Origin of the sequence: Jiangella endophytica (assembly GCF_003427025.1) — a bacterium.
Classification (GTDB): Bacteria; Actinomycetota; Actinomycetes; order Jiangellales; family Jiangellaceae; genus Jiangella; species Jiangella endophytica.
Map to the genome: position 1 here is coordinate 123,212 of NZ_QVAI01000004.1, position 25,087 is coordinate 148,298.

Consider the following 25,087-nt stretch of genomic DNA (forward strand, 5'->3'; position numbering starts at 1 on the left):
CCTCACCCTCCCCGGTGCCACTGACCGCGCGACTCCAGCACGTCGCGGAGCAGGTCGGCGCGGTCGGTGATGAGCCCGTCGACGCCGAGGTCGAGCAGGCGGCGCATCTCGGCCGGCTCGTTCACGGTCCACACGTGCACCGGCGTGCCCGCGGCGTGTGCGGCGGCCACCGTCGCGGGCGTCACCACCTCGATGCCGCGGAAGCGGGCCGGCACCTGCAGGCAGTCGACGCCGCGCAGGGCCGTGCCGGCGAAGCGGCGCAGCACGGGCGTGGACGCGAGTGCGACGAACGCCGCGATCAGCGTCTGCCCGGCCGATGTCGCCACCGGCGCGGCGACGCGGCGCACCACGGCCCGCCGCCGGGCGTCGGAGAAGGAGGCGACGCAGACGCGGTGGTGCGCGCGCGTGCGGTCCAGGACCCGGGCCAGTGGCGCCACGGCACCGGCCGACTTCACGTCGATGTTGACCCGCAACTCCGGCCAGGTCCCCAGCACGTCCTCGAGCGCGGGCACCGGCTCGACGCCGCCGATCAGCGCCTCGCGCACCTCGGACCACGGGAGTTCGGCGACCGCGCCGGTCCGGTCGGTGACCCGGTCCAGCGTCGCGTCGTGCAATGCCACGACCACCCCGTCAGCCGTCGCGTGCACGTCGGTCTCGACGTACCCGTAGCCCAGTTCCACAGCCGCGGCGAAGGCCGCCATGCTGTTCTCGAGGCCGTTGCGGGAGAATCCGCGATGGGCCAGCGCGAGCGGGCCGGGACGGTCGAGGTACGGATGGATGCCGGCCACGAGGCCAGGCTAACCGCAGGGGAGGGGCCGTGAGCGACGACGGGGTTCTGCGCGACGTGCTGCTGCGCTGGCACGCGGGCTGGGTGACGGCGCGCGACTATCGCAGCGCCGTCGGCGGCGACGCCGTCACCGTCCGCATCGGGCTGCCCGAGCGCGTCACCGAGACGATCCTGCTGTCGTCCGACCCCGTCCTGTACTCCGACGCGGCCGCGCGGCTCGGCGGGCCGAGCCAGTGGCTGACCGCCCCGACCGCCGACCGCGCGCGCACCGAGGCGGCCGCGGCCGCCGCCGGATTCACCGTCCACGCGCCGGAGTGGCTGATGTCTCGCCCGCTCGACGACCACCCCGCGGCCCACGCACCGGACGGTTACGAGCTGTGGCTGAGCGGGCGCCATCCGATCCTGGTCGCCGAGGTCGTGACGACGGGCGGCGAGTCCCACACGCTCGCCGCGAAGGGGCACCTCGCCCTGAGCGGCGACGATGCTGCCGACGCCGTCGCCGACCGCATCTTCACCGTGCCGGAGCACCGGCGGCGTGGCCTCGGCGCGGTCGTCATGGGCGCGCTGACGACGTCGGCCCGCGAGCGCGGCGCGCGCAGCGGGCTGCTGGTCGCGTCGGCCGAGGGGCGCAAGCTCTACGAGCGGCTCGGCTGGCGAGTCGAGGCCGAGATGGCGGTGGCGCACTGGTCCGGCCACGCGGCGCCCGAGGAACCGGCCGACCCGTTAGAGTGATGCCCGTCGCGACTGGCGCAGCGGCCCGGGTCACCGGGCACGGGTGGAACCGACCACCGGGGAGCGGACGTCCGTGGCACCGCGCGCCTGGGTGCCTCGGGAGACACCGACACATCGAGAGGATGTGGCTCTCGCCATGACCACGAACGTTCGCCCTGCGCTGCAGTCCGCCGACCCCGAGGTGGCCGCGCTCATCACGGCCGAGGAAGAGCGGCAGCAGCAGACACTGAAGCTCATCCCGTCCGAGAACTACGTCTCTTCCGCCGTGCTCGAGGCCACCGGCACGGTTCTGACGAACAAGTACTCCGAGGGGTACGCCGGCCGCCGCTACTACGAGGGCCAGCAGATCATCGACCAGCTCGAGACCCTCACCGTCGAGCGGGCGAAGGCGCTGTTCGGCGCCGACCACGCCAACGTGCAGCCGTACTCCGGCTCGCCGGCCAACCTCGCCGTCTACCTCGCGGTCGCCAGCGCCGGCGACACCGTCATGGGCATGTCGCTGCCGATGGGCGGGCACCTCACCCACGGCTGGAAGGTCTCGGCCACGGGCACCTGGTTCCGCCCGGTGCAGTACGACGTCCGCCGCGACACCGGCCGCATCGACCTCGACCAGGTCCGCGAGCTGGCGCTGGCCGAGCGGCCGAAGCTGATCTTCTGCGGCGGCACCGCCATCCCGCGCACCATCGACTTCGCCGGCTTCGCCGCCATCGCCCAAGAGGTCGGCGCCGTCCTCGTCGCCGACATCGCGCACATCGCCGGTCTCGTCGTCGGCGGCGCGCACCCCACCCCGATCGGCCACGCCGACATCGTCACCACCACGACGCACAAGACCCTGCGCGGCCCGCGCGGCGCGATGATCCTCACCACCGACGAGTACGCCAAGCCGGTCGACAAGGCGGTCTTCCCCGGCCTGCAGGGCGGCCCGCACAACCACACGACCGCCGGCATCGCGGTGGCGCTCGGTGAGGCGGCCCAGCCGGAGTTCAAGGACTACGCCCACCAGGTCGTGGCCAACGCCTCCACCCTCGCCGACGAACTGCTGGCCCGCGGGTTCGACCTCGTCTCCGGTGGCACCGACAACCACCTGATCCTCATCGACCTCACCTCCAAGGGCGTCGCTGGCAAGCCCGCCGCGCAGGCGCTCGACGTGGCCGGCCTCGAGACCAACTACAACACCGTCCCGTTCGACCCCCGCAAGCCGTTCGACCCGTCCGGCCTGCGCATCGGCACGCCCGCTCTGACCAGCCGCGGCATGGGCGATGCTGAGATGCGCGAAGTCGGCCGCTGGCTCGACGAGGTCGTCACCGCGGCGGCGGGTTCCGACGCCGACGCTCTGGCCGCGGTGATCGCCCGGGTACGCGGCGAGGTCACCGAGCTCACCGGCCGGTTCCCGACGCCCGGCCTCGACGGCTGAGCCCGGCTGCTCTCACCCGGGCGGCTGGCTCCGGCCGCTGATCTGGGCGGCCCCGACGTGGGCGGTCGGAGGTGGGCTGCCCGACGTGGGCGGCCCGGGCGGCGACCCGACGTGGGCGGTCGGAGGTGGGCGGCCCGGGCGGCGACCCGACGTGGGCGGTCGGAGGTGGGCGGCCCGGGCGGCGACCCGACGTGGGCGGTCGGAGGTGGGCGGCCCCACCCGGGCGACCCGAACGGGGCAGCCCGATTTGGGCGGCTGAGCCCGGTCGAGCCGAGCGGCCTGCCTCGCTGGCTGGTCTCGGAGGCTGGCCTGGGCGGGCGACCCGGGCGGGCGACCCGGGCGGGCGACTCGGGCGGGCGACTCGGGCGTCGGTTGGTAGCGGCCGCTCGGGCCGCTCTGATCGTGATGGGACGCGGGTTCCGGGCAGTCCGGAGCCCGCGTCTCCATGTCCGCCCATCGGCGTGGCTTCGGTCGCCTGTGCATGCGGCGACGCCCGCCGGTCCCGGTCCGCGGCCAGTCCCGATCCACGGGGCCGATGTACCCGGCCCAGGTGGGTGAGTCCGATCGACGGTGGGGCTGGAGCGCGCCGTGCCTCGGGACCATGGTGCCCGCCGTTGTGTGCCTTGACGTGAACCGGGCAGCGGCCCGTGCGTGGACGTCGCTGATCATCAACGATCGCGTACGACACCAGGCGTTCTCCCGCTCTACCAGGCATGCATGCCTCGTGATGCACCAGAACGCCTCATGATGGCCCGTCCTTCTGACGGCCGCTCAGAGCAGGGGCAGCAGGGGATCGCGAACGTGCGGTGTCCCGTTCATGCCGGCAGCTCCGGCGAACCCCGGCGCGACCTACCGGCGGAGCGGACTGCGGAGCCCGTTCGAACTCAGTCGTCCAGGGCGCGCCGAGCGTCCCCGGTTCACCAGGGCCGACGCGCCCCAGGCCCCGAGCCAGGGCGCGCCGAGCGTCCGCGGTTCACCAGAGCCGACGCGATCCGGACCAGAGCGCGCCGAGCCCCGTCTACCGGGACTGACGCATCCCGAGCCAGGGCGCGCCGAGCGTCCGCGGTTCACCAGGGCCGACGCGCCCCAGGCCCCGAGCCAGGGCGCGCCGAGCGTCCGCGTCCACCAGAGCCGACGCGACCCGGACCAGAGCGCGCCGAGCGTCCCCGGCCCCGACGGCCAGACAACCCCCACCGCGCCCGCTACCGGTGCGCCTCGCGCACGAGCGTGAGCTCCGGCCCGCCGTCCAGCCGGAACCCGACCCCACGCGTCGCCCGGATGGTGACCGACGCGCCCGCCGCCCGCAGCTTGCCCCGTAATCGCTTGATCACGGACTGCACCGCCGCCGGCCCGGCGAAGTAGGTGCCGCCCCAGGCACGCTCGTGCAGCTGCTCGTACGTCCACACCTGCCCAGGCCGCCCGGCGAGGCAGCTGAGCACCTTGAACTCGTATTGCGTCAGCGGCAGCCCGTGGCCGCGCCAGGTCGCCTCGTGACGGGGGAGGTCGAGCGCCAGCCCGCCGACCTGGACGACCTCGTCCGCCGCGGGCGCGACGCGGGCCGGAACCGCGGCGAGTCCGGTGCCTGTTCCGGCGAGGTGGCGCAGGAAGCTGCCGGCGGCCCCGGCGTCGGGCGCGAGCACGAGGATGCCGGTGCCGTCGAACTGACCGGCGAGACGGGCCCGCTCGGTGGGCGAGCTGGTGATGCACACGACGACCGGCGCGGGATCACTGGACATGGCCGCCGTCCACGGTCACGGGCTCGTGGTCGTGCTGGTGCTTGAAGGCGTCCGGATCGATGGGGATCGATGCCGCCCACAGGGTGTCGAACAGCAGCCCGAGCGCACCGCAGAGTTCCCGGCTGCGCACGATCAACGCGACCACGCCACCGACCCCCGGCGCGAACAGCGGCATGAGCACGGTGTGTCCGTCGAACACGGCGAACTTCATCGGCAGGTCGCCGTGGAAGACGCGCGCCTCCTCGCCGGCGTGGACCCAGGCGCCGATGTTGTCGGAGACCTCCGGATGCCGCATGAGCGCGTGGTCGTAGACGGCGCGCGCCCGGACGCCGCGGGACAGTGCGTCGAGCTCGGGCTGGTTGGTGCCGCCGAGCTGGACGGGCCGCCGCACGACGATGTCGATGCTCTGCTGCGAGGCCGCATGCAGACGGTCGAACCGGTCGCCGACCAGCTTGGGCGTACGCAGGATCTCGACCAGCTCGCCATCGCCTCCCGCGCTGGCCTCGAACCGCCGCATGAGGTCGGGCAGCGCCGACTGCACGTTGTGCTCGCGTTCGCGCTGTTCCTCGCGTCCGCGCTCGAGCAGCCCGGCGAACGCGACGTCGGGTGCGGCCGGCTGGAACCGGCTGCTGTAGCCGGCGCCGGCGTCGACCAGGCCCTTGTCGACCAGCGAGCGCAGGATGAGGTACACGCTGCTGCGCGACGTGCCGGTGAGGTCGGCGATGGTCCCGGCCGCCAGCGGTGACTGTTCGAGCAGGCACAGGTAGATGCGCGCCTCGGTCTTCGTGAGACCGAGGTCTTCAAGGAGCGATTCGGTGTGCACACGCGCCTCCGGGGGGTGTGGAGCGTGCCGGGATTGCGCCAATGGTGACCCCGTGTGACCCACCGCGTCAAACACGTCGTACAAGATGTGGACGACATTCTCCGATTGCCCGCGAACTGCCCCGATCGTGACCCCGAAACCGCCCGTTTCCGCCCGTAAGGTCACCAGCACCATCAGGCGTCGTAGGAGGTCAGGTCGATGAGCAAGCAGGTGCGGCTCGGTGCGGGCGTCGTGGGTGCCCTGGTGCTCGCGGCGGCTCTTCTCCCGGCCCCGGCGGCGACGGCGGCAGCCGGTCCGGCGCCCCGAGCGGTGGTGGCCACGCCGCCGGACGACGCGGCCACGAGCGACGGCGCCCCTGCGCCGGCCGCCGACGCCCCCGCCACCATCGAGCCGGGGCTGCGCCGCCAGCTGGCCGCCGCCGACACCGCCGAGTTGTGGGTCCGCTTCGACGACCGCGCCGACCTCGCCGCGGCGGCCGCCCTCACCGACTGGACCGAGCGCGGCACGGCCGTCGCCGAGGCGCTGCGGCAGACCGCCGAGAGCAGCCAGGCCGCCATCCGCGCCCGGCTCGACGCCGAGGGCGTGCGGTACGAGGCGTTCTGGGCCACCAACGCCATCCGCATCCCCGACGGCACCGCCGAGCTGGCCGCCGAGCTGACGGCGCAGCCCGAGGTCGACTCCCTGCACCCGGCCCGCGCCTACGACCTGCCCGACCCCGACACCACGCCGGCCCAGCAGGCACGCGCCGCCGCCGACGCCGTCGAATGGGGCATCGCGAACATCAACGCCGACGACGTCTGGGACCAGTACGGCGCCACCGGCCAGGGCATCACCGTCGCGAGCATCGACTCCGGCGTCCAGTACGACCACCCGGCACTGGTCGGGCAGTACCGCGGCGCCAACCCCGACGGCACGTTCGACCACGCCTACAACTGGTTCGACGCACGCGGGGTGTGCGACGGCGCGCCCTGCGACGACCACGGCCACGGCACCCACACCATGGGCACCATGGCGGGCGACGACGCCGGCGGCAGCGCCATCGGGGTCGCGCCGGGCGCACGCTGGATCGCCACCAACGGCTGCTGCACCGACGAAGCGCTCATCGCGTCCGGCCAGTGGCTGCTCGAGCCGACCGATCCGCACGGCGACCACCCCGACGCCGCCCGCCGACCCCACGTCGTCAACAACTCGTGGGGGAGTCAGCTGCCGTCCACCGACCCGTTCATGGAAGACATCAGCCGCGCCTGGGCGGCGTCGGGCATCTTCGCCGTCTGGGCCAACGGCAACCTGGGCCCGCGCTGCCTGACGTCCAGCTCGCCGGGCAGCCGCACGGTCAACTACTCCGTCGGCGCCTACGACGTCACCGACTCGATCGCGGGCTTCTCCGGCCGCGGGACCGGTCAGGACGGCGAGATCAAGCCGAACCTGTCGGCTCCCGGAGTCGACGTCCGGTCCGCCTGGCCGGGCGGCGGCTACGTCGACGCCGACGGCACGTCCATGGCGGCGCCGCACGTCGCCGGGGCCATCGCGCTGGCGTGGTCGGCGGCGCCGGCGCTGGTCGGCGACGTCGAGACCACCATCGACCTGCTCGACGGCACCGCCCGCGACACCGCGAGCGACGAGTGCGGCGGCACCGACGCCGACAACAACGTGTTCGGCGAGGGCCGCCTCGACGCCCTGGCCCTGCTCGACTCCGCGCCCGTCGGCGAGACCGGCACGCTGGTCACCACGGTCACCGACGCCGGCACCGGCGACCCCGTCCCGGGCGCGGTCATCACCGTCACCGGGCCGGTCGAGCGCCGGCGGACCACCGGCGACGACGGCACGTACACCGTCCCGCTGCGAGTCGGCGACTACGAGGTCACCGCCACGGCGTTCGGGTACGTGCCGCGGACGGCGTCGGTGCACGTCGCCGAGGACCGGACCGTCGCCCTCGACCTCGCGCTGGAACGGCAAGACACCGTCACCGTCAGCGGCCGGGTCACCGACGGCTCCGGGCAGGGCTGGCCGCTGTACGCGCAGGTCACGGTCGACGGCATGCCTGGCGGCACCGTCCACACCTCACCCGGCGACGGCCGTTACTCCATCGACGTCCCGGTCGGCACGTCGTACACGCTGACCGTCTCGTCCCAGTACGCGGGCTACCAGCCGGGCACCGCCACCGTCGTCGCCGATGACCGCGACGTGACCGCCGACGTCGCGCTCACCCGCGTCGACGACCGCTGCACGACCGCCGGCTACGCCTACGCCTACACCGGTGGCGGCGCCGACTTCGACCACGGCCTGCCCAGCGGCTGGAGTGTCACCGACGGCAACGACAGCGGCGAGGTCTGGGCCTTCGACGACCCCTACGACAAAGGCAACCTCACCGGCGGCAGCGAAGCGTCGGCCAGCGTGCAGAGCCCCGGCCTCGGCCTCTACATCGACACCACCCTGACCACGCCGGTCTACGACCTGAGCGACGACGCCGCGCCGGTCATCGGCTTCCGGCAGGCGCTGATCCAGCTCGGCGACATCGCCGACGTCGACCTCAGCCTCGACGGCGGAGCCACCTGGCAGACCGTGCTGAGCCAGACCCGCGTCGACGAACGCCGCGGCGCCGACAAGACCATCCCCATTCCGCAGGCCGCCGGGCAGTCCGCCGTCCAGGTGCGGTTCCACTACCACAACGCCCGGTACAGCTCGTACTCCTGGCAGCTCGACGACGTGTACGTGGGCAGCCGCGAGTGCGCGCCGGTCGAGGGCGGCCTGATCATCGGCGACGTCACCGATGCCAACACCGGCGCGCCCATCACCGGCGCCCGGGTGGCCGACGCCGCGGCGCCGCTCGACCCCGTCCTGTCCGCCGCGACGGCCGACGACCCAGCGCTGCCCGACGGCTTCTACGCGCTGTTCGCGGCCGGCACGTCGCCACGGCTCGTCGCCGACGCCGGCCGGTACGCTCGCGGCGAGGCCACGGTCGACGTCGCTGCCGGAGGCGTCACCAGGCACGACATCGCGCTGACCGCCGGCCGGCTCGAGGTGTCCGACGCGGTCGACGCGGCGCTCGAGCTGGGTGCGGCGGAAGAGCACACCGTCACGCTGACCAACACCGGCACCGCGCCGGTCGCGCTGCAGCTGACCGAGCGGCAGGGCGACAGCACCGTCCTGCGGCCCGACGGCAGCACCACCGGCCGGGCCGAGATCGCCGCCTCGCCGGGCGCGCCGATCGTCCGGGTCGAGGGCGACGCGTCGCCACTCGGGTTCGATCCGGCGGCGGCCGGCGCGGCGGAGACCGCCGGCGCAGCTGCGCCGCCGTCCGGTGACGGGCCGTGGACCGATGTCGCGGCGTACCCGATCCCCGTTCTCGACAACGCGGTCGGCGAGCTGAACGGGCGGCTGTTCTCCGTCGGCGGCATCGGCGGCACCGGGGTCCTCGACTGGGTCAGCGCGGGCTGGTCGTACGACCCGAAGTCGCTGCGCTGGGAGCCGATCGCCGACCTGCCGCAGGCGCGCGAGGCCGCGAGCGGCGCGGTCATCGGCGACCTGTTCTATGTCACCGGCGGGGCGTGGAGCGACCAGCGGCCCAAGACCGACACCTGGGCGTACGACCCGCACACCGACCGCTGGACCGCTCGGGCCAACGCGCCGATGCCGGTCTACGGCGCCGGGCGGGCCGTGCTCGACGACCAGCTGTACGTCGTCGGCGGCTGCGACAACAACTGCGGCCGCGACACCGTCTACCGCTACGACCCGGCGGCGGACACGTGGGCGACGCTCGCGCCATACCCGATCACCACGTCGCGGCAGGCGTGCGCCGGCATCGACGGCCGGGTCATCTGCGCCGGCGGCATCCAGCGCGACGGCCGCATCAGTGACCACACGTACGCCTACGATCCCGCCACCGACGCCTGGTCCCGGGTCGCCGACCTCCCCGCCGCGCGCTGGGGCATGGCCTACACCGGCGCGTCCGACGAACTGATCGTGGCCGGCGGCTACGACGGCAGCGCCATCACCAACGAGAGCTGGGCCTACGACTCCGGCACCGACGCCTGGCTCGACCTGCCGGCGCCGGCGCACGTGCTGTACCGCAGTGGCAGCACGTGCGGGCTGAACCGGGTCGGCGGCAGCGACCGCACCGGCTTCTTCCCGGTCACCACGGTCGACCAGCTCCCCACCTACGGCGACTGCCGGCCGGCCGACGTGCCGTGGCTGACGGTCGACGGCGGCGCCACCGTGCTCGAGCCGGGGGAGTCGACACAGGTCACGCTTCGTCTCGCGGCGGAGGTCGCGCAGCCCGGCACCTACGAGGGCGGGCTCTGGGTGCGCGAAGACACCCCGTACACCGTCGCCCCCGTCGACATCACGCTCACGGTCGACGTGCCCCGCCGCTGGGGCGCCCTCATCGGCACGGTGACCAGCGTGGCCTGCGGCGACGGCGAACCCGACGCCGGCGCGACGCCGGTTCCGGGAGCCGACGTGCTGGTCGACGGCCGGACGACGGACACCACCGTCCGCACCGACCGCGACGGCCGGTTCCTGCGCTGGATCGACCGCGCCGACATGCCGCTCACCGTCACCACCACGGCCGACGGCTACGAGACCGACACCCGGCGGGTGCGGCCGCCCGCCATTGGCCCGAGCATCGTCGACGTGGCGCTGAGGTGCGACGCCGACTGAGCGTGCTCCGGGGAGCCGGCGACCTCATCCAGGATCCGTGGCGTCCCGGCGCCACTGATCCTGGATGATCGACCGCGCCGGCCCGGCAGGTGGGGCATCCTCAGCCGAACAGGGCGCCATGCAGACGATCCGCTCCGGCCGGGTCCAGCAGCCGGGCGGCGAGCCACGCCGCGCCGGCGGCACCGTCGAGTGCCAGCCCGACGACCGCGTCGGGCCAGGTCGCCGCGAGACCCGAGCGGACCAACGCCGCCAGCGGGGTGCCGGTCGTCAGCAGCGACCCGGCGAGCACGATCGGCGTCGCGTCGTCATCGCCCCGCACGACGCCCGCGGCGGCGAGCAGGTGGCCGGCCGCACCCGCGAGAATCCGGTCGGCCTCCGGGTCGATCCCCGCGTTCGCCGTCACCAGCGGCGCCAACGCCGACAACGCGACCGGCGGCCGCTCGTGGACCGCCAGGACGATGTCGTTGGTCGCGGTGCGCGACGGCGCGTCGGTGCGACCGGTCAGCTCCCGGGCCACCGCCAGCCCGAGCGGCCCCGGGACGTCGCCGCGATCCAGCGCGGCCAGAGTCGCCTGGACCGCCGCGCGCCCGATCCAGAACCCCGACCCGAAGTCGCCCAGCAGCCATCCATGCCCGTCGACGATCTGGACGGGGGATCGGTCGGCGAACCGCGCGGTGATGGCGCCGGTGCCGGAGAGCACCAACGTGCCGTCAGGCGACGGCGTCCCCGACACGAACGCGCCCACTGCGTCCGCGACCACGCGATAGCCGCAGGTCAGGCCCACCTTCTGCCACAGTGAGGAGAATTGCGCGGCGACCTCCGGCCGGGTGAGGTGGTGATCGCCGGCGGTCGCGATGACCGCCGCCTCGACACGCGCCGGGTCCACCGGCGCCAGCGCCGCCGCCACCGCCGCCGCCACCGCGTCCAGCGCCTTCGCCAGCGCGTGCGACGTGACGTTGGCGCCGTCCGCCCGGCCGGTCCCGAGACGGCGCCCGGCACCGTCGATGACGACCGCCCGGGTGGACGTGCCGCCGATGTCCAGGCCGAGCGTGAGTGGCGCCTCCGTGGTCCGCACGAAAATCCTTTCCGCCCGGTCTCGCCCAGGCTGCGGGTGGGTCACGCTTCCGAAAACTCGCCTCAAACTCTTGACTTCCAGCCAAAGGTAGAAAGAATTCTCACCACTACGCCCCAGAGGGTCGCAGACGAAACTGACTACCACGCCGGGAGGTCGTGTGGCGGAAGGGACACTACCCACCGCGGAAGTGCCCGAGGCCGGGTCGCCGGCCGATTCCGTGCTGATGCGGATCCGGGCAGCGCTGCCCGACCTGCCCGCCGCGTTGCAGCGCGTGGGGGAGCAGGTGCTGTCCGCGCCCGCCGTCGTCGCGCGGGCGACGATCCTGGAGACGGCGGAGCGGAGCGGGACGTCGGCGGCGACGGTGACCCGGTTCTGCCGCGCGCTGGGGCTGCCCGGCTATGCCGACCTCCGGCTGGCGATGGCCGAGGAGACCGGCCGCTCGTCGGCGGTCGCCGGCTGGGAGATCGACATCGGCCGCGAGATCCTGCCGACGGACTCCCTCCAGGCCATGCTCGACCTCATCACGACGGCCGACCTGCGGGCCATCCAGGAGACCGCCGCCCAGCTGGACCTCACCGAGGTCGAGCGGGCCGCCGACGCCATCGCGAACGCCGGCCGGGTCGAGGTCTACGGCATCGGCGGCAGCGCCCTGGTCGCGGGCGAGATGCAGCTGTGCCTGCACCGCATCGGCATCCCGACGTGGTCCTGGAGCGACGTGCACGTCGGCCTCACCAGTGCCGCGCTGCTCGGCCCGAGCGACGTCGCCATCGCCGTGTCGCACTCGGGCGCCACCTACGAGACGGTCGAGATGCTGTCCGCGGCCGGCAGCCGGGGCGCCACGACCGTCGCGCTGACGAGCTACCGCAACTCCGCGCTCGCCGAGGTCGCCGACATCGTCCTCACGACCGCCATCCACGAGACGACGTTCCGGCCCGACGCCCTGGCGGCCCGGCACCCGCAGCTGATCGTGCTCGACCTGATCTACGTGGCGGTCGCGCAGCGGCGCTACGAGACCACGGGGGTCGCCCTCAATCTGACCGCGCAGGCGGTCAGCGCACACCGCGCCGTCAGCCCCGAGACGGCGCGCGCACTGAAGAAGGAGCAGCGGTGAACGACGTCAGCGCGCCGGCCTACCTGGCCCGGCTCACGGAGATCCTCGACAGCGTCAGCACGACGCAGCTCGAGGGGGTGCACCGTGCGGCTGACATCGTCGCCCGGGCGGTGCGCGACGGCGGGGTGGTGCAGGCGTTCGGCACCGGGCACTCCCAGGCGACGGCGATGGAGATCGCCGGGCGGGCCGGCGGGCTCATCCCGACCAACCGGATCGCGCTGGCCGACCTGGTCATGTACGGCGGAGAGGCCCCCGAGACGATCCTCGACCCGCGCACCGAACGCGACCCGTCGCTGGCGCAGCGGCTCTACGACCTCGCGCCGATCGAGGCGAACGACGTGTTCGTCATCGCGTCGAACTCCGGCATCAACGGCAGCATCGTCGGCATGGCGGAGGTCGCCCGCAAGAACGGCCACTCCGTCATCGCGATCACGTCCCTGCAGCACAGCGAGCAGGTCGAGTCACGGCACCCGTCGGGGCGCAAGCTCACCGACTTCGCCGACGTCGTCCTCGACAACGGCGGGCCGTTCGGCGACGCCGTCCTGCCGCTGCCCGGAGGCGGCGCGGTCTGCGCCGTCTCGTCCATCACCGCGGCACTGCTCGCGCAGCTGCTCACGGCGGAGGTCGTCCGCCGGCTCCTCGAGGCCGGCGACACCCCGCCCGTCTATCTCTCCGCCAACGTCCCCGGAGGAGACGTTCACAACGACGGCCTGCTGCAGCGCTACGCGGGCCGCATCCGTCGTGGTGGCTGAGGATTCGCCGGACCCACACACAACAGTCAGGAGAGGCTTCACGATGTCCAGCAGCATCGAACGCACCCCTGCGGCGGCAGGTACGGACCGCCGGACGTTTCTGCAACGCGTCGCGCTCACCGGCGTGGCCCTCGGGCCGGGTGGCGCGTTCCTCGCCTCCTGCGCGACGGGCGGCGGCGACGATGACGACGACGCCGCCTCCCCGGCTCCGACGGGTGACGTGTCGGACGACAACCCGCTCGGCATTCCCACCGACCAGCCGCTGGAGATCTACATCTTCGACGGCGGTTTCGGCGACGCCTACGCGACCGAGCTGCACCAGCCGATGTTCGCCGAGCGGTGGCCGGACGTCACCATCGAACACCGCGCGGCCGTCGACATCGGCGCGGAGCTGCAGCCGCGCTTCGTGGCCGGCGACCCGCCGGACTTCGTCAACAACTCCGGCGACGGGCAGATGGACACCGCGACACTCGTGGCGGACGGCCTGCTGTACGACCTGTCGCCGCTGTACGACGCGCCCAGCTGGGACGACCCGAACGTGACAGTGCGCGACAGCCTGCTCCCGGGCACCATCGAGTCCGGCACGTTCAACGGCACCCCGTACGTCTTCAACTACGCGTTCACGGTGTTCGGCACCTGGTACAACAAGACGCTCATGGACGAGAACGGCTGGCCGGTGCCGACGACGTGGCAGGAGATGATGGACGTCTGCGCCGACATCGCTGCCGCCGGCATCGCGCCGTGGGTCTACCAGGGCGTCACGGCGCCGCGGTACATGAACTGGCCGCTGCTGGCGATGGCCGCCAAGCTCGCCGGCCCGGAGATCCTCGTCGCCATCGACAACCTGGAGCCGGGCGCCTGGGGCAACGAGGCGGTGAAGGAGTCGGCGGCCGCCATCCGCCAGCTGGCCGAGAACAGCTACTTCCTGCCGGGTGTCGAGGGCATGGAGTTCCGCGACGCGCAGGGTCTCTGGGCGCGCGGCCAGGCCGTCTTCTGCCCGTCCGGCTCCTGGCTGGAGAACGAGGAGGCCGACGCGATCGCCGAGAACGAGACGTTCGAGTTGGCGATGATGCCCGACCCGCTGCTGTCGCCCGACGCCGTCATGCCGCTGGAGACCGTCCGGGCCACCGCGGGCGAGCCGTACATCATCCCGGCAGATGCGAAGAACCCGCTGGCGGCGATGGAGTACATGCGCGTCATGCTGTCGATGGACGCTGCGCGCGGCTTCAGCGAGCGCGTGACCAGCCTCACCGCGGTGGTCGGTGCCTCCGACGGCGTGCAGATCGACGCGCCTGGGCTGTCGTCGGCGCAGGCCGCGCTGCAGGCCGCCGGCACCAACGTCGTCAACTGGTTCTACCCGGTGTGGTATCCGACGATGGAGAACCCCGGTATCGACCAGGTGACCGCCGCGCTGCTGCGCGCCGAGATCACCGTCGACCAGTGGGTGGAGCAGTGCGAGGCGGTCGCCACGACCATCCGCGACGACGACTCCATCACCAAGCAGACCCGCGAGTCGTAGGGGCACAGGTATGCGGCACGGCAAGTATCCCTTCATCCTGGCCTTCCTGCTGCCCCCGGTCGGGATCTACGCGATCTACATGCTGTCGCCGTACATCCAGGCCATCTACATCTCGATGACGGACTGGAGCGGCTTCACGTCGTCCCAGACCTTCATCGGGTTCGACAACTACGTGGCGATGTGGCACGACGACCAACTGCGAACAGCGTTGCGCAACAACCTGATCCTGGTGCTCGTCGTGCCCGTCCTCACCCTGCTGCTCGGCCTGTTCTTCGCGTCGATGCTCAATGTCGGCGGGCGCAGACGCGGGGGAGCGGTGACCGGCGTGCGCGGGGCGTCGATCTACAAGGTCGTGTACTTCTTCCCGCAGGTGCTCTCCGTCGCGATCATCGGCATCGTCTTCAAGTACGTGTTCGCGCCGGAGAACGCGGGCGGCATCCTCAACCGGGTGCTCGGCGCCGTCGGGTTGGGCGGCCTGCAACGGCTCTGGCTGGCCGAGCCGAACTACCTCATCTGGATCGTCGTCCTCGTCATGACGTGGTCGTTCGTCGGCTTCTACGTGGTGCTGTTCTCCGCGGCGATGCAGTCGATCCCGCGCGACATCTACGAGGCCGCGCTGCTCGACGGCTCCAGTCGGCTCACCACGTTCCGCAAGATCACCGTCCCGCTGGTGTGGGACACGGTGCAGGTGGGCTGGGTGTACATGGCGATTCAGGCGATGGACGGGTTCGCGACGGTGCACATCATGCTCGGCATCAACGGCGGCGTGCAGGGCGCCGGCGACGTGCTGGGCATCGCGATGTACCGCGAGGCGTTCTCCGAGGCCGACTTCGGCTACGCCGCCGCGATCGGCGTGCTCATGCTCATCCTGACCATGGTGGTCTCGATCGTGTTCATGCGCGGACTGCGGCGGGAGAGGGTGGAACTCGCATGACGACGACGCAAGCGCCGCCGCGCGTGTCCGGCGACAGCAACGGCGGGGGTGGCAACCGTGGCCGGTTGCCCGGAACCGGCGCGGGGGAGAAGGCGATCGGCCTGCTCAACGGCGGGTTCCTGCTGTTCTGGGGGCTCATCACGACGCTGCCGTTGCTGTGGGCGATCCTGTCCGCGTTCAAGACCAACGGCGAGTTCCGCGTCGACCCCCTCGGGATGCCGACGGGAGTTCAGTGGGACAACTTCTCTCGCGCGTGGTCGGCGGCCAACATCGGCCAGTACTTCCTCAACAGCGTCATCGTCGTCACGATGTCGCTGACGCTGACCATGCTGTTCGGCGCGATGGGCGCGTACGTCCTGGCCAGGTACGACTTCCCGGGTAACCGGTTCATCTACTACCTGTTCGTCGGCGGGCTCGTGCTGCCGGTCTTCCTCGCCCTCGTCCCGATGTTCTTCGTCGTGCGCAATCTCGGCTCGTTGCCGGTGGTCGGGCAGTTCCTCGGGCTGAACAGCTACCTGAGTCTGGCGCTCGTCTATGTCGCCTTCTCGATGCCGTTCACGGTGTTCTTCCTGACGGCGTTCTTCCGAACGCTCCCGACTTCGATCGCCGAGGCCGGGATCATGGACGGCTGCTCGCATTTCACGCTGTTCTGGAAGGTCATGCTGCCGATGGCGCGGCCCGGCATGATCAGCCTCGCGTTGTTCAATTTCCTCGGCCACTGGAATCAGTACGTCCTGCCGCTGGTGATCATGCAGGACTCGGACAAGAAGGTGCTGGCCCAGGGGCTGGGCACGCTGGCCGCGAGCACCGGATTCCGGGCCGACTGGACGGCGCTGTTCGCCGGTCTGGTGATCGCGCTGCTGCCGGTGCTGATCGTCTACATCATCTTCCAGAAGCAGGTGCAGGCGGGGTTGACCGCTGGGGTGCTCAAGTAGGTCGGGTGATGGGCCCCATCAGGGCCGGGATCATGGCGCTGATGTTGCTGCTCCGGCGACACGAACAGCGCCATGATCACGGTTCTCAGCGGTGCCGGGGCGTCGCTCAGGCCGAGACGGAGGCGTTCTCGCTGTCGTAGGACTCGCGGCAGCGGCTGATCGCGAACCGGTGCCGTTCCGCCCACGCCGTCAGCTGGCGCAGAGTCTCGAGCAGTTCGCGGGCCATGTCGGTGAGCTCGTACTCCACCTTCGGCGGCACCGTCGGGTAGACCGTGCGCACGAGCAGGCCGTCGCGCTCGAGCTTGCGCAGAGTGAGCGTCAGCATGCGCCGGCTGACACCCTCGACGGCGCGTTCGAGCTCGGTGAAGCGGATGGGGCCCTGAGCGGCCGCGGTGATGACGCCGATGCTCCACTTGCCGGCGACGTGGTCGATGACCTCGACCACCGGGCACGCCTCCTCGGCGATGAGCTGGCGGGTCACATCGATGTTCCTCTGGGACATGAAAGTGCCTCCTTCCGCTGACCGGCATAGTCACACATCATGGCGTCAGTAACAAGTCGTGCACCAAGGACACGAACAGAAACTGAGGACGCCGTGACGACCCTGACCAACCAGCCGACCGCGAGAACCGCTCCGGGCGCCGCCGCGCTCGGGCTGCTCGCGCTGGCGCACTTCATCGTCTCCGTCGACTTCAACATCGTGTACATCGCGTTGCCGGAGATCGGCCGCGAGGTCGGCTTCACCGCTCAGTCGCTGCAGTGGGTGGTGAGCGCCTACGCACTCGGCTTCGGCGGGTTCCTGCTGCTCGGCGGCCGGCTGGTGGACCGGCTCGGGGCGCGGCGGATCTTCGTCGCCGGGGCGGCGTGGTTCGGCGTCGCGTCGGTTCTGGGGCTGGTGGCGACGGCGCCAGGCCTGCTGGTCGCGGCCCGGGCGCTGCAGGGGATCGGCGCCGCGCTGCTGTTCCCGGCGACGCTGGCCCTGGTCAACACCCGGTTCGCGGCGGGTGCCGAGCGCACGCGCGCGCTGGCCGTCTGGGGCGTCGCCGGCGCGTCCGGAGCGCTCGCCGGCGGCGGCGCGGGTGGCGTGCTGACCAGCGTGTTCGGCTGGCAGTCGGTGTTCGGCGTGATGGTGCCGCTCACGGTGGCCGCCGCCCTGGCGGCGCCGCGGCTGCTGGCGGCCGACGCCGTGCGGCACGTGCGGCTGTCCGGCATCGACGTCCCCGGGGCGGTGACGGCGACGGCCGGCTCGCTGCTGGTGGTGTTCGGCCTGGTCAGTGGCCCGGAGGCGGGCTGGACGTCGGCGCGGGCGGGCGGTGCCGTGCTCGCCGGGGTGGCGCTGATCGGCGTCTTCCTGCTCATCGAGGCCCGCACGCGGACGCCGCTACTGCCGTTGCGACTGCTCCGGCACCGCACGCTCGTCGCCGCGACCGCGCTGATCTTCGTGCTGATGGGCCCGGTCACCGGCCTGCACTACCTGTACACGACGTACCTGCAGGACGTGCTCGGCTACGGGGCGCTCGCCGCCGGCCTGGGGTTCCTGCCGCAGAGCGCCCTGGCGATGGCCGGCTCGTGGCTGCTGCTCCCGGTGCTGCTGCGCCGCTGGGGCACGCGGATGACGCTGGTGGCGGGGACGGCCGGGGTCGCGGTGTCGATCGTCGCGGTGGTCGCGGGGATGTCCGGCGACGGGACGTACTGGGCGCTGCTGCCGGGGCTGCTGCTGTTCGGCCTGTTCGCGGGGACGGCGTACCCGGCGGTCTTCGCGGCGGTCGGGTCCGAGGTCGACGCCGGTGAGCAGGGCGTCGCGTCCGCACTCGGGTCGACGGCGCAGCAGGTCGGCGGAGCGATGGGGCTGGCCGTCCTCGTCGCGGTGGCGAACGCGGGCGAGGGGAGCGGGCCCGCCACTGACGCCGTCGTCGACGGGTTGCAGCGGGCCGGGATGGTCGCCGCGGCGGTGACGCTGCTGGCCACCGTGCTCGCGTGGGGAATCTCGGCGCGCCGGACTTGACCTCAACCTTTGTTGAGGTATTTGACTCGTCGGCATGACGATCGAACCGCGTACCGAGACCGATCACCCGCCGCCGCGCGCGGGTGCCAAGGAATGGACCGCACTGGCCGTCCTGAGCCTACCGGCGATGCTCGTGATCATGGACCTGACGGTGCTGCACCTGGCCGTTCCGCACCTGAGCGCCGACCTGGCGCCGTCAGCGTCGCAACTGCTCTGGATCACCGACATCTACGGGTTCCTCATCGCCGGCTTCCTGATCACGATGGGGTCGCTGGGCGACCGGATCGGACGTCGGAAGCTGCTGCTCATCGGCGGCGCGGCCTTCGGCCTGGCGTCGGTCCTGTCCGCGTACGCGAGCAGCGCGGAGATGCTGATCGCGGCCCGCGCGCTCATGGGGATCGCCGGCGCGACGCTCATGCCGTCGACCCTGTCGCTGATCCGCAACATGTTCCTCGACGACCGGCAGCGGACCACCGCGATCTCGCTGTGGATGATGAGCTTCATGGTCGGCGGCTCGATCGGGCCGCTGGTCGGCGGGGCACTGCTGGAGGCGTTCTGGTGGGGCTCGGTGTTCCTCGTCGGTGTGCCGGTGATGGTGCTGCTGCTGGTCGCAGGGCCGATCCTGCTGCCGGAGTACCGCGACCCCCGCTCCGGCCGGCTCGACCTGCTCAGCGCGGTGCTGCTGCTGGCTGCCGTCCTGCCGGTGATCTACGGGATCAAGAAGCTCGCCTCCGACGGCTTCGGCTGGCTGCTGGTCGCCGCGATCGCGGTCGGGCTGACGTTCGCCGTGCTGTTCGTGCGGCGGCAGCGGACGCTGGACGACCCGCTCATCGACATCGAGCTGTTCCGGAACCGCGCGTTCGGCGCGACGCTCGGCGTGATGACGACGGCGACGTTCGCGATGATGGGGCTGAACCTGTTCGTCATGCAGTACCTGCAGCTCGTGCACGGGCTGTCGCCGTTCCGCGCCGGGCTGTGGGTACTGCCGATGACCGGCGCGATGATGATCGGGATGATGTTCGCGCCGCTGCTCGCGGCCCGGTTCCGGCCGGGGTACGTGATCGCCGGCGGGTTGCTGGTCAGCGCCGTCGGCATCGTGATGGTGACGCAGATCGACGGCTCGTCCGGGTTCGGCATGCTGATCGCCGGGACGTGCGTCATGGCCGCCGGGTTCACGCCACCGGCCGCGCTCGGCACCGACCTGGTGATCCGGGCGGCGCCGCCGGAGAAGGCCGGCGCGGCGTCGGCCGCGTCGGAGACGAGCAACGAGCTCGGTGGCGCTCTCGGCCTGGCGATCCTCGGGAGTGTCGGTACCGCCGTCTACCGTTCGGGCATGAGCGATTCCCTGCCCTCCGAACTGTCCGGCGACGCCGCCGCGACGGCCGGCGACACCCTGGCCGGCGCTACCGCGGTGGCAGCGGCACTGCCCGACTCCGTCGGCGGCCCGCTGCTCGACGCCGCGCGCGCCGCGTTCACCGACGGGCTGCAGACCACGGCCGTGGTCAGCGCGCTGACGGTGCTGGCCGGTGCGGTCCTCGCGGCGGTGCTGCTGCGCCGCGTCGGCGGGCCCGATGTCGAGCCGGCGTCCGGTGGCGAGGCCGAGCCCGCCGCCGTCGTCGTCCGTCCCGAGGAGGCGCCGGCCTGATGAGCATGGAAGTCACCGCATGGAACGCGCTCTACAACGCCATGCACACGCAGGAGGACACCCGGCCGTTCTCGCGGGCCACCCTGCGCCGCATCTTCGGGTTCGCGCAGCCACACCGGCGTTACCTGGTCGCGTTCATGCTGCTCAGCGTCGTGACGGCGGTCCTCGCGGTGGCCACGCCGGTGCTCGCCGGCCGGGTCGTCGATGCCATCATCGGCGGCTCGACGCAGCGCTACGTCGTCGGGCTGGCTGTGGTCATCGCCGTCATCGCCATCGCCGAGGCCGGGGTCGGGCTGGTGCAGCGCTGGCTGTCGGCCAGCATCGGCGAGGGCCTGATCCTCGACCTGCGCCAGTCGGTCTTCGATCACGTGCAGAAGATGCCGGTCGCGTTCTTCACCCGCACGCGCACCGGCGCACTGGTCAGCCGGCTGAACAACGACGTCATCGGCGCGCAGCGGGCGTTCAGCGACCTGCTGTCCGGCGTCGTCAGCAACGTCGTCATGCTGGTGCTGGCGCTCGTCGTCATGCTCGGCATCTCGTGGCAGATCACGCTGCTGGCACTCGTGCTGCTGCCGGTGTTCGTGCTGCCGGCGCGGCGCATGGGCGGCAAGCTCGCGCGGCTCGAGCGCGAGGCGGCCAACCACAACGCCGTCATGGGCACGCAGATGACCGAGCGGTTCTCCGCGCCCGGCGCCACGCTGGTGAAGCTGTTCAGCCGGCCCGAGCGCGAGTCCGCCGAGTTCGCCGTCCGGGCCCGGCGGGTCCGCGACATCGGGCTGCGCACCGCCATGGTGCAGTGGATCTTCGTCACGGCGTTGACACTGGTCGGCGCGCTGGCGCTGGCCCTGGTGTACGGGCTGGGCGGGTTCTACGCGCTGCGCGACGAGCTCGACGCGGGCGCGGTCGTATCCATGGCGCTGCTGCTCACGCGGCTCTACGCACCGCTGACCGCGCTGGCCAGCGCGCGGGTCGAGGTGATGAGCGCGCTGGTCAGCTTCGCCCGGGTGTTCGAGGTGCTCGACCTCAAGCCGCTCATCCAGGAGAAGCCCGACGCACGAGCCGTGCCCGACGGCCCCGTCTCCGTCGAGTTCGACGACGTGCACTTCAGCTATCCGGCGGCGTCGGAGGTCTCGATCGCCTCCCTCGAGGAGGTCGCCATGCTCGACACTCGCGGCGGCGACGAGGTGCTGCACGGCGTCTCGTTCACGGCCGCGCCGGGCGAGATGGTGGCGCTCGTCGGGTCGTCCGGCGCCGGGAAGTCGACCATCGCCCAGCTGCTGCCGCGCCTCTACGACGTCGACTCCGGCGCCGTGCGGATCGGCGGGGTCGACGTGCGCGACCTCACGACCGCGTCGGTGCGGGCGACGCTGGGCATGGTGACCCAGGACGGCCACCTGTTCCACGAGTCCATTCGCGAGAACCTGCTCATCGCGCGGCCGTCGGCCACCGACGACGAGTTGTGGGACGTGCTGCGCCGGTCCAGGCTCGACGCGTTGGTGGCGGCGCTGCCCGACGGGCTCGACACCGTCGTGGGGGAGCGCGGCTACCGGCTCTCCGGCGGCGAGCGGCAGCGGCTGACCATCGCGCGGCTGCTGCTGGCCCGGCCGCGCGTGGTGATCCTCGACGAGGCGACGGCGCACCTCGACTCCACCTCGGAGGCGGCGGTGCAGGAGGCGCTCGGCGAGGCACTCGTGGGACGGACCGCCGTCGTCATCGCGCACCGGCTGTCGACCATCCGAGCGGCCGACCAGATCCTTGTCATCGAGGCCGGCCGCGTCGTCGAGCGAGGTGCGCATCCGGAGCTGCTGGCGGCGGGTGGCCGCTACGCGCAGCTCTACCGGACCCAGTTCGACCAGCCCGCCGCCGACGCTGCGGCGGCCGCCGGCGGGGCTCAGGCAGTGGCCGCGGAGGAGGTGGCACCGCGCTGAGCCGCTGACCCGTCGGCGGTGGCGACCACCCACGCGACGAACGCCTCGACACCGTCGATCACGGCCTCGTGCCGCACGGAGCGGAACAGGTCGAAGGCGTGCTGCGCGCCGGGGAGCTCGGCATAGACGACCGGGTTCGGCGAGGCCGACCGCAGGTGCTCGACGAACTCCCGCGCGGCGGCGACGGGCACCAGGGAGTCGCGGTCGCCGTGCGCCACGAAGACCGGCGGCGCGCCGTCGGCGGCGTAGCCGAGCGGCGACGACACCGGCTGGTCGGCCGGGCCCATGCCGTAGTAGTGCCCGTAGTAGCCGTACAGGCAGATCGCCGCCAGCACTGGCGGGCCGTCGGCCGTGCTAGCGGCGGCGACCGTGGGGCCGGGCGCGTCGGCAGGGCTGGGCGCATCGGCAGGGGCGGCCGGGGCGGCGGCCGGCTCGTCGTGCCAGCCGGCGGGTCCGCGCTGGGCCGGCGAGAGCGCACGGACGGCCGCGAGGTGTGCACCGGCGGAGCTGCCGGCCACGATGACGCGCGCGGGGTCGCCACCGTGGGCCTCGATGTTCGCGCGGACCCAGGCAAGCACCCGGTCCAGGTCGGCGAGGTGGTCGGCGAACGTGGCCTGCGGGCGGAGCCGGTAGTTCGCGCTGACACCCACGTAGCCGCGGGCGGCGAGCCGGTACAGCATCAGCCGGCCCTCGCGGTTCTTGTGGCCGCTGAAGTAGCCGCCGCCGTGGAGGTACACGACCACCGGGGCAGGGGCGCCGGACCGGGGCGTGCGCGGCCGATAGACGTCGAGCAGCTGGCGGCGGCCGGCGTCGCCGTAGCGGAGGTCGCGGCTGCGCACCACATCGCGGCGGTGCACCCACACGGGCCGCAGCAGGATCGACGGCCACGGGATCGACCAGGCGGCGCGGCCGGCGGCGGTCTCGCCGAGGGCGCCGGCCACGGCGGCCCGGACGATCCGCGGCGCCGACAGCGCGCGGCGGGCGACCACCACCAGCCCGGCCGCGGACAGCACCGCGGCCCCGACGGCCGCCCACGCGCCCGCCGAACCGACGTCGCCCTGAGCGAAGACCAGCGCCGTCGACACCGCGAGCCAGGCGAGCGCCAGGAAGGCGAGCTCGTTGACGAGCAGTCCCAGGACGAAGCTCACCGGCCCGGCGACCGGGCGGCGGTAGGGAGCCGGTGCCAGCGCCGCCACCGTGCCGACGGCGAGCAGGACGGTCGAGAACAGGTATCCGTAGGGCATGCCGCCACGCTAGGGAGCGGGGCGGCCGCGCACCCATGACGGAAGTCACCACCCGGCCGTGAACCTGCGCCGGCCCGGCCGCGGCCACCGGGTCGAGGCCGCTCGGCGCCCCGGCGCCCCGGCCGCCGGGTCAGCCGCGCAGCTGGCGGGCGAGGTCGGCGACGCGGTCGGACCAGACCGGGTCGGCGGCGGCGTCGCCGGTGACGGTGAGCACGAGGCGCGCGCCGTGGCCGGTGCCCTCGCCCAGCTCCCAGCGCGCACGGGCGCCGTCTGCCGCGGTGTAGGCGAGCGCCTTCGGCTCGTCGCGCTCCACGACACCATCGGCCGGGGCGGCGGCCAGCCGCTCGATGATCGGCCAGGCGACGTCGGCCGGGGCGGTGAGCTGCCGCTCGAGCCGGACTCGGGGCACGCCGTCGACGGTGTCGGCCGCGCCGATGCCGAGGCCGAACCGGTCGACGTACGCGTCGTGCTGGGCTGCGGACGGGGAGGCGTCGACGACCGGCGCGCCGGCGAGCAGCTGGTCGAGTCCGACGAAGCACAGCTCCCAGCCGGAGGCGTAGCTCGCGGCGCCGTGATGGTCGTCGAAGACGTGGGTGAACTCGAGCCGGCAGCCGTCGCCGTCGTCGTGCAGCTCGAAGCGCAGCAGCTCGCTGGACCAGGTGAACGCGAGTACCCGGCCGGGGGTGGCCTCGGTGACCTGCCCGTCGACCTGGGGACCGGAGCCGTCGTCGTAGCGGACGTCGCTGCCGGCGACCGCCTCGAACTCGGCCCGGGCCGGGAACCACCGCTCCATCTGGTCGGGCTCGGTCAGCGCTCGCCAGACCTTGTCGCGCGAGTGCCGGAACCGGCGCTCCATGCGCAGCACGCTGCGGTCGCCGTCGGTGCGCAGGGTCTCGGTCATGATTGCTCCTTGTAGATGTTCTGCAGGTCAGTGACGCGTCGCCAGATGTCCCAGTCGATCGGGCGGTCGTCGAGCACGGCGTCGAGGACCTCGAGCCCCGCGTGCCAGCCGGCCGCGATGGCCGGGCCGGAGCCGTCGTCGTCGACGGTGTTGACGAAGACGAGCCGGCAGCCGTCGCCGTCGGGGGTCAGCTCCCAGCGCAGCGTCTCGGCGCCCCACGTGTACTCGAGCAGCCGTGGCGGGTCGACGGCGACGACGCGGCCGGCGACGGGGTCGGGGGCGACGCCGAAGCGTTCGCGCTGCTCGTCGGTGGGATGGAACCAGACGGTCGCGCCGAGGGTGAGGTCGAGCTCGACGATGGCGGGGAAGCGCCAGCCGCGCAGCTCGGCGGGGTCGGTGAGCGCCCGCCACACCTTGGCCGGCGGGTGGGCGAACCGGCGCTCGAACCTGATCTCGGCCCGCCCGCCGGCGGTACGGCGCAGGCTGCCCGGCGCGCTCACTCGTCGTCCATGGTGTCGAGGTGCCGCTCCAGGGCGTCGAAGCGGTCGGCCCACATCCAGCGGTACGGCGTCAGCCACGCGTCGATCTCGGCCAGCGGCTCGGGCCTCAGCTCATACCAGCGGCGCTGGGCCTCGGGGCGGACGGTGACCAGCCCGGCCTCGCGCAGCACCCGCAGGTGCTTGGACGTGCCGGGCTGCGACAGGCCGATGGCCTCGGTGAGTTCGCCGACCAACCGGGGGCGCTCGCGGAGTAGGTCCAGGATGCGCCTGCGGGCAGGGTCGGCCAGGACGACGAACGGTGCGGACGACATGCCATCGAGGTTAGCCTCTTGGCTATATAACCGCAACCGCATGTTCAGATGTGGCGTCACCGCGAAGGGCCGGCCG

Annotated in this window: 20 protein-coding genes; 11 read left to right on the top strand and 9 right to left on the bottom strand. The window is 72.7% G+C overall.

Annotated features, from left to right (window positions below; all coding sequences use genetic code 11):
• Window positions 1-2: 2 nt before the first annotated feature.
• The gene (locus DZA62_RS10040) at window positions 3-788 is read right to left on the bottom strand and encodes a glycerophosphodiester phosphodiesterase family protein (protein ID WP_116948748.1); all 786 of its coding nucleotides are present in this window, start codon (window positions 786-788) and stop codon (window positions 3-5) included.
• 29 nt (window positions 789-817) lie between these two features.
• Here DZA62_RS10040 and DZA62_RS36295 point away from each other — a divergent pair, with 29 nt between their 5' ends.
• Window positions 818-1,519, top strand: a complete 702-nt coding sequence (locus DZA62_RS36295; protein ID WP_198663607.1) for a GNAT family N-acetyltransferase — start codon at window positions 818-820, stop codon at window positions 1,517-1,519.
• A gap of 136 nt (window positions 1,520-1,655) precedes the next feature.
• Window positions 1,656-2,933 (top strand): serine hydroxymethyltransferase, encoded by a 1,278-nt coding sequence (locus DZA62_RS10050; RefSeq protein WP_116948749.1) that lies wholly within the window; start codon window positions 1,656-1,658, stop codon window positions 2,931-2,933.
• 1,202 nt (window positions 2,934-4,135) lie between these two features.
• Here the strand turns inward: DZA62_RS10050 and DZA62_RS10055 are convergent.
• Window positions 4,136-4,669 (bottom strand): winged helix-turn-helix domain-containing protein, encoded by a 534-nt coding sequence (locus DZA62_RS10055; protein WP_116948750.1) that lies wholly within the window; start codon window positions 4,667-4,669, stop codon window positions 4,136-4,138.
• Complete coding sequence (locus tag DZA62_RS10060; RefSeq protein ID WP_198663608.1) at window positions 4,659-5,492, bottom strand: TrmB family transcriptional regulator; 834 nt, start codon at window positions 5,490-5,492, stop codon at window positions 4,659-4,661. Before DZA62_RS10060 ends, DZA62_RS10055 begins: the two co-directional genes overlap by 11 nt.
• Before the next feature lie 198 nt (window positions 5,493-5,690).
• Between DZA62_RS10060 and DZA62_RS10065 the strand changes: the two genes are divergently transcribed.
• Window positions 5,691-10,151, top strand: a complete 4,461-nt coding sequence (locus tag DZA62_RS10065; protein WP_116948752.1) for a S8 family serine peptidase — start codon at window positions 5,691-5,693, stop codon at window positions 10,149-10,151.
• Between the two features lie 100 nt (window positions 10,152-10,251).
• Here DZA62_RS10065 and DZA62_RS10070 read toward each other — a convergent pair whose 3' ends face one another.
• Complete coding sequence (locus DZA62_RS10070) at window positions 10,252-11,226, bottom strand: N-acetylglucosamine kinase (protein ID WP_116948753.1); 975 nt, start codon at window positions 11,224-11,226, stop codon at window positions 10,252-10,254.
• A gap of 223 nt (window positions 11,227-11,449) precedes the next feature.
• Between DZA62_RS10070 and DZA62_RS10075 the strand changes: the two genes are divergently transcribed.
• The 5 genes from DZA62_RS10075 to DZA62_RS10095 are packed head-to-tail and all read left to right on the top strand — an operon-like array spanning window position 11,450 to window position 16,477.
• Entirely contained in the window at window positions 11,450-12,337 is an 888-nt protein-coding gene (locus DZA62_RS10075) for a MurR/RpiR family transcriptional regulator (RefSeq protein ID WP_116949084.1), read from the top strand.
• Window positions 12,334-13,089, top strand: coding sequence for a sugar isomerase domain-containing protein (locus DZA62_RS10080; RefSeq protein ID WP_116948754.1), 756 nt, complete (start codon window positions 12,334-12,336; stop codon window positions 13,087-13,089). Before DZA62_RS10075 ends, DZA62_RS10080 begins: the two co-directional genes overlap by 4 nt.
• A gap of 43 nt (window positions 13,090-13,132) precedes the next feature.
• Window positions 13,133-14,608, top strand: a complete 1,476-nt coding sequence (gene ngcE / locus DZA62_RS10085) for an N-acetylglucosamine/diacetylchitobiose ABC transporter substrate-binding protein (protein ID WP_116948755.1) — start codon at window positions 13,133-13,135, stop codon at window positions 14,606-14,608.
• A gap of 10 nt (window positions 14,609-14,618) precedes the next feature.
• Window positions 14,619-15,542 (top strand): carbohydrate ABC transporter permease, encoded by a 924-nt coding sequence (locus tag DZA62_RS10090; protein WP_116948756.1) that lies wholly within the window; start codon window positions 14,619-14,621, stop codon window positions 15,540-15,542.
• Entirely contained in the window at window positions 15,539-16,477 is a 939-nt protein-coding gene (locus DZA62_RS10095) for a carbohydrate ABC transporter permease (RefSeq protein ID WP_116948757.1), read from the top strand. The genes DZA62_RS10090 and DZA62_RS10095 overlap by 4 nt, the downstream gene beginning before the upstream one ends.
• A 106-nt stretch (window positions 16,478-16,583) precedes the next feature.
• Here DZA62_RS10095 and DZA62_RS10100 read toward each other — a convergent pair whose 3' ends face one another.
• Entirely contained in the window at window positions 16,584-16,979 is a 396-nt protein-coding gene (locus tag DZA62_RS10100; RefSeq protein ID WP_116948758.1) for a winged helix-turn-helix transcriptional regulator, read from the bottom strand.
• 93 nt (window positions 16,980-17,072) lie between these two features.
• On the opposite strand from DZA62_RS10100, the gene DZA62_RS10105 reads away from it, so the two are divergent.
• From DZA62_RS10105 to DZA62_RS10115, 3 genes are read left to right on the top strand one after another with little or no spacing between them, the layout of a single operon-like run.
• Entirely contained in the window at window positions 17,073-18,482 is a 1,410-nt protein-coding gene (locus DZA62_RS10105; RefSeq protein WP_157987584.1) for an MFS transporter, read from the top strand.
• 34 nt (window positions 18,483-18,516) lie between these two features.
• Window positions 18,517-20,127, top strand: coding sequence for an MFS transporter (locus tag DZA62_RS10110; RefSeq protein WP_116948760.1), 1,611 nt, complete (start codon window positions 18,517-18,519; stop codon window positions 20,125-20,127).
• A complete protein-coding gene (locus DZA62_RS10115) occupies window positions 20,127-22,055 on the top strand; it encodes an ABC transporter ATP-binding protein (protein ID WP_116948761.1) in 1,929 nt (642 codons plus the stop codon). The genes DZA62_RS10110 and DZA62_RS10115 overlap by 1 nt, the downstream gene beginning before the upstream one ends.
• On the opposite strand, the gene DZA62_RS10120 is transcribed toward DZA62_RS10115, so the two are convergent.
• From DZA62_RS10120 to DZA62_RS10135, 4 genes are all read right to left on the bottom strand, one after another.
• Window positions 22,019-23,299, bottom strand: coding sequence for an alpha/beta hydrolase (locus DZA62_RS10120; RefSeq protein ID WP_116948762.1), 1,281 nt, complete (start codon window positions 23,297-23,299; stop codon window positions 22,019-22,021). The two genes, DZA62_RS10115 and DZA62_RS10120, sit on opposite strands and share 37 nt — an antisense overlap.
• A gap of 130 nt (window positions 23,300-23,429) precedes the next feature.
• Window positions 23,430-24,200 carry an SRPBCC family protein gene (locus tag DZA62_RS10125; protein WP_116948763.1) on the bottom strand — a complete coding sequence of 257 codons (771 nt, stop codon included), beginning with the start codon at window positions 24,198-24,200 and terminating at the stop codon, window positions 23,430-23,432.
• Complete coding sequence (locus DZA62_RS10130) at window positions 24,197-24,700, bottom strand: SRPBCC family protein (protein WP_116948764.1); 504 nt, start codon at window positions 24,698-24,700, stop codon at window positions 24,197-24,199. Before DZA62_RS10130 ends, DZA62_RS10125 begins: the two co-directional genes overlap by 4 nt.
• On the bottom strand, window positions 24,697-25,011 hold the full coding sequence (locus DZA62_RS10135) for an ArsR/SmtB family transcription factor (protein ID WP_116948765.1): 315 nt from the start codon (window positions 25,009-25,011) through the stop codon (window positions 24,697-24,699). The genes DZA62_RS10130 and DZA62_RS10135 overlap by 4 nt, the downstream gene beginning before the upstream one ends.
• Between the last annotated feature and the right edge of the window lie 76 nt (window positions 25,012-25,087).

What these genes read in the sequence shown, in the direction of transcription:
- DZA62_RS10115 (WP_116948761.1), top strand. Translation starts at nt 20,127, where the DNA reads ATGAGCATGGAAGTCACCGCATGGAACGCGCTCTACAACGCCATGCAC.
- ngcE (WP_116948755.1), top strand. Translation starts at nt 13,133, where the DNA reads ATGTCCAGCAGCATCGAACGCACCCCTGCGGCGGCAGGTACGGACCGC.
- DZA62_RS10125 (WP_116948763.1), bottom strand. Translation starts at nt 24,200, where the DNA reads ATGACCGAGACCCTGCGCACCGACGGCGACCGCAGCGTGCTGCGCATG.
- DZA62_RS10100 (WP_116948758.1), bottom strand. Translation starts at nt 16,979, where the DNA reads ATGTCCCAGAGGAACATCGATGTGACCCGCCAGCTCATCGCCGAGGAG.
- DZA62_RS10050 (WP_116948749.1), top strand. Translation starts at nt 1,656, where the DNA reads ATGACCACGAACGTTCGCCCTGCGCTGCAGTCCGCCGACCCCGAGGTG.
- DZA62_RS10075 (WP_116949084.1), top strand. Translation starts at nt 11,450, where the DNA reads ATGCGGATCCGGGCAGCGCTGCCCGACCTGCCCGCCGCGTTGCAGCGC.
- DZA62_RS10055 (WP_116948750.1), bottom strand. Translation starts at nt 4,669, where the DNA reads ATGTCCAGTGATCCCGCGCCGGTCGTCGTGTGCATCACCAGCTCGCCC.
- DZA62_RS10135 (WP_116948765.1), bottom strand. Translation starts at nt 25,011, where the DNA reads ATGTCGTCCGCACCGTTCGTCGTCCTGGCCGACCCTGCCCGCAGGCGC.
- DZA62_RS10095 (WP_116948757.1), top strand. Translation starts at nt 15,539, where the DNA reads ATGACGACGACGCAAGCGCCGCCGCGCGTGTCCGGCGACAGCAACGGC.
- DZA62_RS10065 (WP_116948752.1), top strand. Translation starts at nt 5,691, where the DNA reads ATGAGCAAGCAGGTGCGGCTCGGTGCGGGCGTCGTGGGTGCCCTGGTG.
- DZA62_RS10090 (WP_116948756.1), top strand. Translation starts at nt 14,619, where the DNA reads ATGCGGCACGGCAAGTATCCCTTCATCCTGGCCTTCCTGCTGCCCCCG.
- DZA62_RS10120 (WP_116948762.1), bottom strand. Translation starts at nt 23,299, where the DNA reads ATGCCCTACGGATACCTGTTCTCGACCGTCCTGCTCGCCGTCGGCACG.
- DZA62_RS10110 (WP_116948760.1), top strand. Translation starts at nt 18,517, where the DNA reads ATGACGATCGAACCGCGTACCGAGACCGATCACCCGCCGCCGCGCGCG.